General features: G+C 65.3%; 13 protein-coding genes. 5 read left to right on the top strand and 8 right to left on the bottom strand.

Annotation, left to right across the window (positions count from 1 at the left end):
- The 6 genes from AC1D14_RS07130 to AC1D14_RS07155 all read right to left on the bottom strand — a co-directional run.
- The coding region (locus AC1D14_RS07130; protein ID WP_476968237.1) for a DUF222 domain-containing protein at positions 1–1,407 on the bottom strand (1,407 nt) is incomplete at its 3' end.
- 73 nt (positions 1,408–1,480) lie between these two features.
- The gene (locus AC1D14_RS07135; RefSeq protein ID WP_230121331.1) at positions 1,481–2,401 is read right to left on the bottom strand and encodes an AEC family transporter; all 921 of its coding nucleotides are present in this window, start codon (positions 2,399–2,401) and stop codon (positions 1,481–1,483) included.
- 119 nt (positions 2,402–2,520) lie between these two features.
- A complete protein-coding gene (locus tag AC1D14_RS07140) occupies positions 2,521–3,849 on the bottom strand; it encodes an enolase C-terminal domain-like protein (protein WP_230121332.1) in 1,329 nt (442 codons plus the stop codon).
- Positions 3,846–5,453, bottom strand: coding sequence for an aldehyde dehydrogenase (NADP(+)) (locus AC1D14_RS07145; RefSeq protein WP_230121333.1), 1,608 nt, complete (start codon positions 5,451–5,453; stop codon positions 3,846–3,848). Before AC1D14_RS07145 ends, AC1D14_RS07140 begins: the two co-directional genes overlap by 4 nt.
- Positions 5,454–5,479: 26 nt before the next feature.
- A complete protein-coding gene (kdgD, locus tag AC1D14_RS07150; RefSeq protein ID WP_230121346.1) occupies positions 5,480–6,394 on the bottom strand; it encodes a 5-dehydro-4-deoxyglucarate dehydratase in 915 nt (304 codons plus the stop codon).
- 143 nt (positions 6,395–6,537) lie between these two features.
- A complete protein-coding gene (locus AC1D14_RS07155; protein WP_230121334.1) occupies positions 6,538–7,422 on the bottom strand; it encodes a LysR family transcriptional regulator in 885 nt (294 codons plus the stop codon).
- A 145-nt stretch (positions 7,423–7,567) separates the two neighbouring features.
- On the opposite strand from AC1D14_RS07155, the gene AC1D14_RS07160 reads away from it, so the two are divergent.
- The 5 genes from AC1D14_RS07160 (at position 7,568) to AC1D14_RS07180 (ending at position 11,489) form a co-directional block, all read left to right on the top strand.
- Positions 7,568–8,569 carry a Bug family tripartite tricarboxylate transporter substrate binding protein gene (locus tag AC1D14_RS07160; RefSeq protein ID WP_230121335.1) on the top strand — a complete coding sequence of 334 codons (1,002 nt, stop codon included), beginning with the start codon at positions 7,568–7,570 and terminating at the stop codon, positions 8,567–8,569.
- Between the two features lie 5 nt (positions 8,570–8,574).
- Positions 8,575–9,162: a tripartite tricarboxylate transporter TctB family protein gene (locus tag AC1D14_RS07165; protein ID WP_230121336.1), complete on the top strand. Its 588-nt coding sequence runs from the start codon at positions 8,575–8,577 to the stop codon at positions 9,160–9,162.
- A gap of 9 nt (positions 9,163–9,171) precedes the next feature.
- On the top strand, positions 9,172–10,704 hold the full coding sequence (locus tag AC1D14_RS07170) for a tripartite tricarboxylate transporter permease (protein WP_230121337.1): 1,533 nt from the start codon (positions 9,172–9,174) through the stop codon (positions 10,702–10,704).
- Positions 10,701–11,105, top strand: coding sequence for a universal stress protein (locus tag AC1D14_RS07175; protein ID WP_230121338.1), 405 nt, complete (start codon positions 10,701–10,703; stop codon positions 11,103–11,105). The genes AC1D14_RS07170 and AC1D14_RS07175 overlap by 4 nt, the downstream gene beginning before the upstream one ends.
- Before the next feature lie 81 nt (positions 11,106–11,186).
- Complete coding sequence (locus AC1D14_RS07180) at positions 11,187–11,489, top strand: hypothetical protein (protein WP_476968238.1); 303 nt, start codon at positions 11,187–11,189, stop codon at positions 11,487–11,489.
- A gap of 69 nt (positions 11,490–11,558) precedes the next feature.
- Here the strand turns inward: AC1D14_RS07180 and AC1D14_RS07185 are convergent, their stop codons facing one another.
- A complete protein-coding gene (locus tag AC1D14_RS07185; protein ID WP_476968239.1) occupies positions 11,559–12,149 on the bottom strand; it encodes a CHAD domain-containing protein in 591 nt (196 codons plus the stop codon).
- A 131-nt stretch (positions 12,150–12,280) separates the two neighbouring features.
- Positions 12,281–12,562 (bottom strand): hypothetical protein, encoded by a 282-nt coding sequence (locus AC1D14_RS07190; RefSeq protein ID WP_230121341.1) that lies wholly within the window; start codon positions 12,560–12,562, stop codon positions 12,281–12,283.
- Positions 12,563–12,665 lie beyond the last annotated feature (103 nt).

A 12,665-nucleotide genomic window follows, 5' to 3' on the forward strand; every position in this document is an offset into this window, starting at 1 on the left:
GGGGCCGTTGGCGGCGGTGGTGTGGAGGCGGTTCAGGAGGTCCTGGTAGCTGATGGTGACCATGACCTGGGGCCGGAGTCCGCCGGTGGCTGGCAGGGTGTTGGTGGCGAGGGCTGTTTTGCAGGCGCCGACGAGGCCGTCGAGGAGTTGTTGGGGTCGGGTGCGGCGTTCGAGGTGGGCGTCCGCGGCCGCGGCTTCGGCCGCGGCGCCGAATCCCGGCCCGGTATGCGCGCCCGCGTCACCGCCGGCACAGTTCTCCCCGGTGGCCGCGCCGGCGCCGGTGCCTGTTCCCGAGCCTGTTCCGTCCGCGGTGGTGGTGGGTTGGGTGCGGGGGTTGGTGGCGGTGTTCATGGCGGTGAGGAGGTGTTCGTATTGGTCGGTGGTGGCGAAGATTTCCAGGTGGTGGAGGCCGCGGCGGGGGCGGCGGGTGAAGGCGCCTTGGCGGTGGCGGAGTTCTTCTTCGCTGGGTTCGGTGCCGTCCTGGTCGATGGCGTCGGTCCAGCGGTGGGCGATGCGGAGCAGGAAGTCGTGGTCGTTGTCCAGGGCGGTGCGGTTCAGGGCGGCCTCCATGGTGTGGAGGGTGGCGGGGTCGGTGATGGGGCGGGCCTTGTCCAGGGCGGTGGTGATGATGGTTCCGGCGCGGGAGGCGATGGTCCCGGCGGCGAGGTTCGCGGCGGTCTGTTCGCAGGCGGGGGGCATGGGGTGGGCGTTGAGGCCGGTGCGGGGCAGCACGGCCGCGGCGAGGGCGAGCCGGCGGCGGGCTTCGCCGATGCTGATCCGGAGCCGGACCCGGAGGAATTCGGCGGTGTTCCGGCACCCGTCATCGGCAGGCACAGACCGCACCCGCGCCGGCCCCGGCGCTGTTCCCGGCGCCGCGGCTGCGGACATCGCTCCGGATCCGGAGACGTCCCCCGCGGTGTCGGTGCTCCAGCCGGTGGTCCAGCCGGTGGCTTTTGCCGCGGGTCCGGCGGCGTTGACCGCCTCGGTGCGGGTCCGTTCCACCGCGGCCGCGGCGAGCAGCTGAAGGTGCTCGGCCCGGCGGGAGAGCTCCTCGGTCAGGTCCGCGAAATCCGCCGCCTCCCGGAAGGAAGCCAGCCCGAGYTCRTTGTCCGCGGCGTCGACYGCCGATGCCAGCGCCTCCAGACACTGCTCCAGGGCCTCAGCCGCCCCGCCACCGAACGCGGTGCCAGCAAACGTCACGCCGGTGACAGACCCGCTGGTGACAGCACCGCTGGTGACAGACCCGCCGGCGGCAGCACCGCCGTCGGACGCCCGGCTATCCACGAGGGGCGCCGAAGCGGGAACGCTGCGAAGCGCGCGGCCCCGCAGCAGGGCAGCCGCGCTAAGGCCCGGCGTTACCGCCTGGCCCGCGGTGTGATCCGCTGCGTGTTCCCCCATGGCTTCCATAGGAAAACTCTGTCAGAGGGGTCCGACATTCTTGGCGGTGACCGGGTTCACCTAAAGATCGTCAGCCAAGTACCTATCCGACTGCCCACGCGACCACCAGCAGGGCCCCGACACTCAGGACGGTGGTGCACAGGATGACGTCCCGTGCCACGGTCATGCCCCTGCCGTATGGGGAAGCGAACAGAAAGACATTCTGGGCTGTGGGGAGGGCGGCCATGATCACGCTGGCCAGGAGGTGCTGGCCCTCCAGTCCGAAAACAAATCGGCCCAGTGTCCAGACGATCAGTGGCATTCCTGCGATTTTCAGGAAGGTCGCTACGAGAGTTTCGGTGCGGCCGCCGTCCTTTTGCAGCGGCGCCCTGCCGGCAAGGGAGAGGCCAAAGGCGAGCAGCACCATCGGCACGGCACCCCCGGCCAGCATGTCGACCGGCTTCTGCAGCAGGTCCGGGGCGGTCCAGCCTGTGAGTGCCACGACGGCGCCCAGCCCGGAGGCGATGATCATCGGGTTGGCGAATGGCTGGACGAGCAGCCGCTTCCACGAAATTTTCGAACCGGAGGCGAGTCCCAGCACCGTCAGGTAGAACGGCGCCATGACAAGGATTTGGACAAGTAGCACCGGCGCTACGTGCTGGGCCGTTCCCACTGCGTAGAGCGAGACCGGAATACCAATGTTGTTGGCGTTGGCATAGCTGCTGGCCATGGCGCCGACGGCGGTTTCTGCCACGGGCCGGCGGAAGAAAAGCAAGCTCAGCACGCTATAGAGAAGCCCCACTATCGCTGCGGACAGCAGCGCCAGCGGGGCGTCGGTTCCGAGGGCGGCCCGGATGTCGCTGCCGGCCACCACGGTGAACAGAAGGGCCGGATTGGTGACGTAGAAAGCCGTGCGGGTGAGGGCACCCTGGACCTCGGGCCCCAGGATCCGCAGCCTGGCAGCGAAATAGCCCACGGCGATGACGGCGGAGACAATGAGGATTCCGGAAACAACGCCGCCCACTCTGCGCCCTTCTATTTAGATGTACCTATCTAGATGTATGGGTTCCGCACGGCCGTCTCCTGTTGCGGGAGGAGGTCCGGCCGTGCGGAAGCCTGTGTTGCTTGCCTAGCGAACGGACTCTACCGCACCAGGCACGGCCGCTTCGGGTCGAAGGACCACCCGTCGATGTAGTACTGCATGCCGACGCTGTCATCGCGGGCATCGAGGCCGTGCTCCAGGTACAGCTGGTGCGCCTTGTCCAGGGCATCGCGGTCCAGTTCGATCCCGAGGCCCGGGGCGTCCGGAACGGCGATGGCCCCGTCCTTGATCTGCGGAGGGTTCTTGGTGAGGCCCTGTCCGTCCTGCCAGATCCAGTGCGTGTCCAGTGCCGTGATCTCGCCCGGAGCAGCCGCGCCGGTGTGCGTGAACATGGCCAGAGAGATGTCGAAATGGTTATTGGAGTGGGATCCCCACGTGAGGCCGAACTCGTTGCACAGCTGCGCCACCCGGACAGACCCGTGCATGGTCCAGAAGTGCGGGTCCGCCAAAGGAATATCGACGGCGTTGCTCCGGATGGCATGGGACATTTCGCGCCAGTCCGTGGCGATCATGTTGGTGGCGGTCTTGAGCCCGGTGGCACGGCGGAATTCCGCCATGACTTCGCGCCCGGAGAACCGGCCTTCCGCACCGCATGGATCTTCCGCGTAGGCCACAACGCCCTGCATCCGCTTGCCGAGCCGGATGGCTTCCTCGAGCAGCCAGCCGCCGTTGGGATCGAGGGTCACCCGGGCTTCGGGGAAGCGCTTGGCCAGGGCGGTGACCACGTCAACCTCGTCGTCGCCGGACAGCACGCCGCCCTTGAGCTTGAAGTCGCTGAAGCCGTAGCGCTCCTGCGCGGCTTCGGCCAGCGCCACCACAGCTTCGGGGGTCATAGCCTCCTGCCGGCGCAGTCTTTCCCAGCGGTCAGCGGGCGCATCCTCTACCAGGTAGGGCAGATTCGTCCTGCGGCGGTCACCGATGAAAAAGAGGTAACCGAGCATCGGCACCGAGGCCCGCTGCTGCCCGTCGCCCAGGAGTTCCGCGGCTGGCACGCCCAAGAACTGGCCGTGAAGGTCCAGCAGCGCGGATTCGACGGCGGTGACCGCGTGGACGGTGGTGCGGAGGTCGAAGGTCTGCAAGCCGCGGCCGCCGGCGTCGCGGTCGGCGAATTCCGCCGCGATCTCGCGCAGCAGCGACCGGTAGCGGGCCACGGATTTGCCAGTGATGAAGGCTCCGGCCTCCTCGATGGTGGTGCGGATCTTCTCACCGCCGGGAACCTCGCCGAGACCGGTGCGGCCGTCAGAGTCGGTCACGATGACCACGTTGCGGGTGAAGAACGGCCCGTGGGCGCCGCTGAGGTTCATCAGCATGCTGTCGTGCCCCGCGACGGGTACGACTTCCACTCGGGCAACGGTTGGCTGGGCGGTCATGCGTTGACCTCGTCCTTCTCGTTAGCTGCCTCGGCAACGATCCCGTCGACCCGGCGGTTCAGCTGCCAAGGGTTGGCGTCCAGCAGCGGCGCGGGCAGCAGTTCCTGCGGCAGGCTCTGGTACGCGACCGGGCGCAGGAAACGGTTGATCGCCAGGGTTCCGACCGAAGTGGTGCGGGTATCGGACGTGGCCGGGAACGGCCCGCCGTGGACCATGGCGTGGCCGACTTCGACGCCGGTGGGCCAGCCGTTGACGATGATGCGCCCCACCTTCTGTTCCAGCGCCGGAATCAGGCGCGCCGCCGTCGGGTAGTCCTGTTCGGTGAGCTGCAGCGACGCGGTGAGCTGCCCTTCAAGCCGGTTGGTCGCTTCAATCAGTTCCTCGGCGGAGGAGTAGCGGATCACCAGGCTGGCCGCGCCGAAGATTTCAGCGTGTAGCACGGGGTTGGCCACGAAGTCGGCGATGTCGGTGCCAAAGATCGTGGGCGCCGGCGCGTTTTCGGTGGGGCCAACGGTGCCCTCACCGATGATGTCCACGTTCTCGGCGGCGCCGAGCGCCCCGGCCCCTGAGTTCCAAGACGCTGCAATCCCTTCGGTCAGCATGGTCTGGCCGGCGCACGCCGAAACGGCACGGCCGACGGCGGCAGCGAGTTTGTCGCCATCCTCCCCAACGGGGGCGAACAGCAGGCCGGGAGATGTGCACAGCTGTCCGGAGCTTCCGGTGACGGCTGCGACGTACTGCTGCGCCAGCGCGTCCACGTCACCCTTGAGGGCGCCGGAGAAGACGAAAACGGGGTTGAGCGAGGACATTTCCGCGTAGACGGGGATGGGTTCGGACCGCGCGGCGGCGGTGCGCATCAGGGCGATGCCGGCGGACTGTGAGCCGGTGAAGCCGACTGCCTTGATGGCGGGGTCCGCGACCAGGGCCTGGCCAATGCTGCTGCCGGGGCCGTAGATGAGGGAGAAGACCCCGGGGTGCAGCCCGGCGTCCGAGACGGCCTTCGCGATGGCCTGGCCAACGAGTTCGCTGGTGCCAGGGTGCGCATTGTGGGCTTTGAAGACCACCGGGCAGCCGGCGGCGAGGGCCGAAGCGGTGTCTCCTCCCGCCGTCGAGAATGCCAGCGGGAAGTTGCTGGCACCGAAAACCGCGACGGGTCCCAAGGGGATCTGGCGCTGGCGGATGTCAGCGCGCGGCAGCGGAGCGCGATCCGGAAGGGCCGGATCGATCCGGACGCCGCGGAAATCGCCTTGGCGGACCACGCTCGCGAACAGACGGAGTTGGCCCGTGGTGCGGGCCCGCTCGCCCTGCAACCGGGCTGCGGGTAGGCCGGTCTCCTGGCCCGCGCGGATGATCAGGTCGTCGCCGATGGCCTCGATGTTATCCGCGATGGCTTCCAGGAAACCGGCATGGGTCTCGGGGTCCAGCGTGCTGAAGGAGGCGTAGGCTTCGGCAGCCGCGGATGTGGCGGCCTGGAGCTGGTCTTCGGTGATCAGCGTGTAAGCGGGTTCGAGCTGTTCGTTCGTGGCGGGGTTCAGGCCGAAGGTGGTCTTGCCTTCGCCTGCGACGGCCTGCCCTGCGATCAGGGAGTGTCCGGTGAGCGTCATGGTATTTCCTCCTAGGAGACGGTGGATCAGGAGACGGTGGCGATGAGTTCTTTGAGGTCTGCGAAATCCTGCGGCGCCAGGTTCTGCAGCGGCGGACGGACACCGCCGGCTGAGCGGCCGATTGCGTCGAGGCCGCCCTTGACGATCGAGACGGAGTATCCCTTGACCCTGTCACGGATGTCCAGGTACGGGATCACGAACTCGTTGAGCTTCTTGTTGACGGCGACCCGGTCCTGGTTGCGCACGTCCTGGTAGAAGTCCAGGGCGAACTGCGGGACGAAGTTATACATGGCGCTGGAGTAGGTGCTCATGCCAAGCTGCAGCAGCGGGAGGGCGAAGGTCTCTGCGGTGGGGAGACCGCCGAGGTAGAACAAGCGGTCGCCGAGTTTCGCGTAGACGCGGGCGTCGTGCTCAAGGTCACCCACGCCGTCTTTGAAGCCGATGAGGTTCTCGTGCCGGTCCGCCAGGGCGGCGACAGTGGTGTCCTTGTAGATGGCATTGGCGCGGTTGTAGATGATCACGCCGAGGGACGTGGCGTTGCAGATCGCGCTCACGTGGTCGATCAGGCCGCCCTGATCAGCCTCCGTGAGGTACGGCGGCAGGAGCAGGATGCCCTCGGCTCCGGCGGCTTCGGCAGCCTTGGCGTTTTCGATGGCCTGGGCGGTGGACCCGCCCGCGGACGCCAGGACCGGGACAACGTTGCCCACTTCTTCGACGGCGGCACGCACCACGCGCTCGGACTCCGCCGGCGTGAGCGAGAACCCTTCGCCAGTGCCTCCCGCTGCGAACAGGCCGGCTACCGGAAAGCTGGCCTGCCACGCGAGGTGCTTGCGGTAGTTTTCCTCGTCGAACTGCAGCTGCGCGTCGAACGACGTTACCGGGAAGGAGAGCAGCCCGTCCTTGAGGGTATTGGCAAGTTCCTGGGGTGAGTATTTGGCCACGGTATGGTCCTCCATGTCGGCGCCGCGTCGCTGCGGCGTGTGAGTGCTTCCCTTCCACCCTAGGGAGGCATTCGATGCCTGTCTAAGTTCATTTTTGTATGCATTGATGCGCTTTCAGCATCACTGCCGTGGCTGGGGACGCTTCAGTGCTCCCGGAACTCCAGCGACTTCAGGACCCTGGCGAGGGCGGGATTCCTGATGGTCCGGTTCCAGATGGCATGCAGTTCAACGGGGTCGTTGACGCTGCTCTGTAGAGGAAGGAAGTGCACCGACTGGATACCCAGCAGCGTGGCTGAGTGCGGGACGAAAGCGACGCCCCGTTTCGCGGCAACAAGGGAAACCATCGTGAGGATCTGGCTGACGGTGTGGACCACGTTTGCGTGCTGAATCGGGATCATCCGAACCACAAGGTCGTAAAAGTACCGGGCCTGGGTGGGTGAGTGCATGATGAGGGGCTCATCCTTGAGATCCTCGTTGGTGATTTCGCGGTCGAGCCCGGCCAGCCGGTGGCCCGACGGAACGGCCAGCACCATGGCTTCGCGATACAAGAGGTGCGAGTCGAAGATTTTGTTGTCGAAGGGGGGCCTGGCAAGACCGAGGTCCAGTTCGCCGGTCTGGAGCCCCATGATCTGCTCGCCCGTGACGAGTTCCTGGAGGTCTATGTCGACGTCGGGCAGGATCTCGGCGATCTCCTCCAGCAGCGGGCCAAGGATGCTGAAGCCGCTGGCCGCGGTAAATCCAATGCGGAGGAGGCCCGAGCGGCCGGACGCAATCCGCCTGGCCGTAACGGGCGCCCGCTCTGCCAGCGCCATCAGACGGCGGGCCTCGTCCAGAAAAGCACGGCCGGCTGGAGTCAGCTCCACTTTGCGGTTGTCGCGTTCCAGCAGTTCGGCGCCTACGGTCTTCTCGAGTTTCTGGATCTGCCGGCTCAGGGGCGGCTGTGTCATGTTGAGCCGTTCCGCTGCGCGTCCGAAATGAAGTTCTTCCGCGACGGCGACGAAACCGGCCAGCTGGTCGAAAGTGAACATGATGCCTTCCTGGTATCACCCGATGCACATTTGGGCTTAGACATGCATCATAGCGGCTCCCTACACTCGAAAAAGCGAACCGGCAGTGACCCGGTTCACAACCACTTCAAGGGCTCAGGCCCTGCAGTGCCAACGAGGAGTTTCAATGACGCACTTCCCATCACGCCGCACCATCATCGGAACGGCATCCGCCGTCGCGCTTTTGGCCCTGACCGCCTGTGGCAACGTTGCCGGCGGCAGCGCCGACTCATCCAAGTACCCCAGCGGTCCCGTAAACCTGACCGTGGGTCAGGCGCCCGGAGGCAGCACCGACCTCATCGCGCGCGCCATCTCCGAAGGCGCATCCAAGACGCTCGGCACTCCAATGCCCGTGGTGAACAAGCCCGGTGCCAACGGCGCCCTGGCCACCAAGGAGGTGGCGGGAAAGCCTGCCGACGGGCAGAATCTGCTCCTTATCAACGCTTCGCTGATCACCATTACGCCGCTGGCGGTATCTGCCGACGAGGCAGTGAACATCGATGACCTTGATATCATCGCGGGCCTTTCCCAGGACGACTACGTTCTGGTGGCCAGCGAGAAGTCCGGGTTCAAGTCGATCAAGGACGTGACCGCGGCGGGGCGAAACATCACTTTCGGCACCACGGGCGTCGGCACCGGCAGCCAGTTGGCGCAGACAGTGCTCTTCAAGCAGGCGAACGTGAAGGGCACCGACGTCCCCTTCGACAGCGGCAAGCCGGCATTGACTGCGGTACTGGGCAACCAGGTGGAACTGGCAACCATCCAGCTCGGCGAAGCGATGCCGCAGATCAAGGCCGGCAAGGTGGCCCCTCTGCTGGTCTTCTCCGAGGACCGCAATACCTTCCTGCCGGACACGCCCACTGCCAAGGAATCCGGCTATGACGTCCCGGTAGCGCAGTACCGGGCCGTCGCTGCTCCCAAGGGAACCCCCAAGGAAGTGAAGGATAAGCTGCTCGCGGCCTTCCAGGAGACCTTCAAGTCGGACGCCTACAAGCAATTCAACGAAAAGAACATGCTGACGCCTAAGGAAATCTCCGGCGAGGAAGTTGTCACGCAGTGGAAGGAATACGCCGCGAAGTACAAGGGACTGATCGAGAAGTACAGCATCAGCCTCAGCGGAACGAAGTGATCCCTGTGAACGTAACACCACCAGTGCCCGCCGGAGGGGGCAGCCATGCGGTTGCGCCTTCCGGCGGGGACGCCTCCGGCCCGCTTCCCGACGGCGACCTCGACGAACTTACGCCCGAACAGCTCGCCGCGCAGTGGGAAGAGGAAAAGCCGCCGGCTGCCGGGGCGCTGGCCAACATGGCCTCCTCCCTTGTGGTTCTTGGCCTCGGCATCGGATCCCTCGTCCTGTCCGTCGCGATGGGCCTGGGTACCCCGGCAGCGCCGCAGCCTGGCCTGTGGCCGTTCATCATCAGTTGCGTGATGGTGGCCCTGGGACTGTTCCAGCTGATCATCGGCCGGCACAACCGCGACGCCGAAAAGTTCACCCGCATGTCGATGGCCCCGCTGACGGGCCTGGTAACCCTGGCCCTCATGGTGGCACTGATGCCGGCCATCGGATTCGAACTGCCGGCGCTGGCGCTGTGCATTGTCTGGATGCGGTTCCTGGGCGGCGAAACGTGGCGGTCCACCCTCCTTGTCAGCGCCATCGTGGTTGCGTCGTTCTACGGCATCTTTGTCCTGGCGCTCAACGCCTCCATTCCCCACCTCTTCTAGGAGACCCCCGTGGATTTTCTAAATCCCGTGATCAACGGATTTGCGGTTGTCCTGGAGCCGATGAATCTCCTGTACTGCCTGATCGGCGTCGTCATCGGCATGCTGATCGGTGTGCTGCCGGGCCTGGGTCCCGCTGCCACCATCGCCATCCTCCTTCCGCTGACCTACAACGTGGAGCCCGTGACCGCCATCATCATGCTGGCCGGCATCTTCTACGGCGCCCAGTACGGCGGCACCATCACCTCGGTGCTCCTGAAGCTCCCGGGCGAGGCTTCCTCGGTAGTCACAGTCTTTGACGGCTACCAGATGGCCAAACAGGGCAAGGCAGGCACCGCACTGGGCCTGGCCGCCATCGGCTCGTTCATCGGCGGCACCGCCTCCATCATCGGCCTGACCTTCCTCGCGCCCCTCGTCGCCAGCTTCGCCCTGGACTTCGGCCCGGCCGAATACTCTGCCCTGGCCCTGCTCGGCATCCTGCTCGTCGCCACAATCAGCAGCGGATCCAAAACCAAGGCACTCATCGCTGCGGCCATCGGATTGCTGCTGGCCACCGTCGGCCGTGACGTCTTCACCGGCGAAAGCCGCTTTACCTTCGGCAGCCTGGAACTGGCCGACGGCATCGACTTCGTGCCGATTGCCATGGGCATCTTTGGCCTCGGCGAAATCCTCTACAACCTTGAGGAGCGCCATCGTGCCGCCAAGGCACCCTCCACGGTCTCCAACGTCTGGCCGTCGCGCGGCGACCTGAAGCAGGCCTCAGGAGCGATCGGACGCGGCTCTGTGCTGGGCTTCTTCCTGGGCATCCTCCCCGGCGGCGGAGCAACGATAGCGTCCATGGCCTCCTACGCCATGGAAAAGAAGAGGGCCAAGCAGCCGGAGCGCTTCGGAAAAGGCGCGCCCGAAGGCGTTGCCGGACCCGAGACCGCAAACAACGCGGCCGCCACCTCCTCCTTTATTCCGCTGCTCACGCTCGGAATTCCCGCCAACGCCACCATGGCGCTGATGTTCGGCGCACTCCTTATCCAGGGAGTCACCCCCGGTCCCCAGCTCGTGGATGAAAACCCGGACCTCTTCTGGGGCGTGGTGAACTCAATGTATATCGGCAACATCCTGTTGCTGATCATGAGCCTTCCCCTCGTAGGCATCTTCGTGAAGATCCTCCGCGTCCGGGCCGCCATCCTTGCCCCTGTCACTGCGCTGATCACCCTGCTGGGTGCCTACACGATCAACAACAGCATGTTCGACGTCACCCTCGTGGTGGTCTTCGGCATCGTCGGCTACGTCATGAAGAAGTTCGGCTTTGAGCCGGGCCCTCTGGTGCTGGCCTTCGTCCTCGGATCGCTGCTGGAAAGCTCCCTGCGCCGTTCGCTGCTGGTGTTCAACGGCGATCCCCTGGGCTTCTTCAGCCGACCGATCTCGGCAACGCTGCTCATCGTGTTTGTCCTGGTAGCCGTGCTTCCGGGAATCCGGAGCATGCTGGCCAAACGCAAGGGTTCTTCTCTCGAAGAGACCGCCCCAGTACAACTCAAGGAGAAGGTATGAGCATCATCGTCGGATTCGTTCCCACGCCCGCCGGTGAGGCGGCACTGACCGCAGGTATCGCGGAAGCGCAGCTCCGGAAGCAGGATCTGGTCATTGTGAACTCCGCACGCGAGGGGGCCTTGGTCGATAAGTCCGTGGCGCCGTCGGACGTCCTGGAACGCGCAGCCCGCCGCGCAACGGATGCCGGCGTCAGCGCCTCCGTCATCCAGCCGCCGTATCAGCACGACCTCGCGGACGAGTTCCTCGATGTGGCGCGGGAGGCCAATGCGTCGCTGATTGTCATCGGGCTGCGGCACAGGACCCAGGTTGGCAAGTTCATCCTGGGCAGCCACGCCCAGCGGATCCTCATGCAGGCGGACCGTCCGGTCCTCGCCGTTAAGGCGGACGGGGCGCAGTTCTAGCTTCACCACGAGGCGGGCCGTCACCCAAGCGGGGTTTCGGCCCGCCTCAGCTGTACCCGTGTCTCTTATCTGAGGAAACCCATGTCCACTCTGTTGTACTCGCACAAATCCAGCCGCGCCGCGGCCCCGATCCACACCGCGCCCCTTGCGCTGGAGCCCGTCCCAAACTGGAACAGGCTTTCCCGGGGAGACGAGGTGGCCATCCACCGCGGTGCCGAAAGATTAGCCTCGGGCCGCATCGACATGACCGCCCTGGACGGCAGCGTCTTCTGGATCATCCAGAACGACGGAATGGGCCGGACAATGTTTTGTCACGATGACGGATTAACGGTGTTCCGGAAGGCCGACGGCGGGGTGCGGCGGCCTGGCTTCTACCGGGCCTGAGGTGCCCGGCCGCGTTCTGAGTTTGGCCTGCTGTAGCTTTTACAAGTCTGTACCTTGGCGAAGGATGGATCAGTCGTTCACGCGGTGGTGCGCGGCTGGATTCACTTTTGCAGGCGGATCGGCGCAGAACGACTGAAGTTCCGAAATCAAGTGGAAGTAGCGGTCGGATTCGAGGGCAGCGAGTGCACTCTTGTAGGCGTTCTCGTATGCGTTTCCCGGTTCGTTTTCGACCGATGCAAAACCTAAGCCGAGCATGTTCAGCATGTTCAGCATGGGCAGTTGTTGGGCAGGCACGCGGGCCTGCTCGTCGCCGACAGTGGCGTGCCGCAGCGGACCCACGGACTTGGCTAGCCACTTTAGCTCGGCCCGGAGACGCTTGACGGCAGACTTGCGGAAGCATTTGCGGTGGATTTCCAGGATGGACCGGGAGCAACGGGCAGCCGCCCTCATTTTGCGGGCAGCTTCCTGCGTTCCTGAACGCACACCCGGGTCATGGGCCAGCAGCGCGGCGAGCTGCTCCATGAGGAAGGATGTTGTTGACTCAATTTCCGGCGTCGTCGCGCTATTGGGGATCCCATGTTGGCGCGGGCCCTTTTCGGAGGATGCCGTCCGGTCTTCCTGCGGCCGATCTGCTGCATCTGGCTTTTGAATGTCCGACATGTTGAACATCCCTTCGAGCGAGGTTTACGCTCATCGTCCGCGCCTGCCGAGCGGGAACAGGTAGCCGCCAATACGGGGCGTAATAGCGGAAAGTTGCATCGATACCCATGCCGTCAGGCCGCCTCATGACCTCAGGCCGCGGGCGCCTCCGTGTCCGTGCTCTCTGCAAGAGTCGTTGACGGTGCGTGGCTGATGGTCAGTTCGGCGGTGTCCACTAGCCGGCGCCCGCCCGTCAGGAAGTCCATGATCCACAGGAGCCCGAGGTGCGGTGCGACGTCCGTTACGGTTCCCCGATGACGCACGTGTCCGTCTCGTCCCGCTTCGATTGTGTCGCCGGGATTCACGTCGTCAATTGCCACGCGGGGAGTCAACTGTTCGCATACGCAGGCAACGCGTTCTCCGTTGGTTGTCATGACTGCATCCTCTCCAAGGCCCTCCCTACCCGCCAGTCTGCGCTGCGAAGGTTTCTGCACAGTGTCCGCAGGATGACATTTATGGGGTGGGGAAGCGTCGCGG

The sequence above is a fragment of the Arthrobacter sp. P1_B11 genome (assembly GCF_056406715.1).

Bases quoted from the DNA above. Each gene is read 5' to 3' on its own strand.
- AC1D14_RS07140 (WP_230121332.1), bottom strand. From the start codon at position 3,849: ATGACCGCCCAGCCAACCGTTGCCCGAGTGGAAGTCGTACCCGTCGCG.
- AC1D14_RS07145 (WP_230121333.1), bottom strand. From the start codon at position 5,453: ATGACGCTCACCGGACACTCCCTGATCGCAGGGCAGGCCGTCGCAGGC.
- AC1D14_RS07155 (WP_230121334.1), bottom strand. From the start codon at position 7,422: ATGTTCACTTTCGACCAGCTGGCCGGTTTCGTCGCCGTCGCGGAAGAA.
- AC1D14_RS07160 (WP_230121335.1), top strand. From the start codon at position 7,568: ATGACGCACTTCCCATCACGCCGCACCATCATCGGAACGGCATCCGCC.
- AC1D14_RS07175 (WP_230121338.1), top strand. From the start codon at position 10,701: ATGAGCATCATCGTCGGATTCGTTCCCACGCCCGCCGGTGAGGCGGCA.
- AC1D14_RS07180 (WP_476968238.1), top strand. From the start codon at position 11,187: ATGTCCACTCTGTTGTACTCGCACAAATCCAGCCGCGCCGCGGCCCCG.
- AC1D14_RS07185 (WP_476968239.1), bottom strand. From the start codon at position 12,149: ATGTCGGACATTCAAAAGCCAGATGCAGCAGATCGGCCGCAGGAAGAC.
- AC1D14_RS07190 (WP_230121341.1), bottom strand. From the start codon at position 12,562: ATGACAACCAACGGAGAACGCGTTGCCTGCGTATGCGAACAGTTGACT.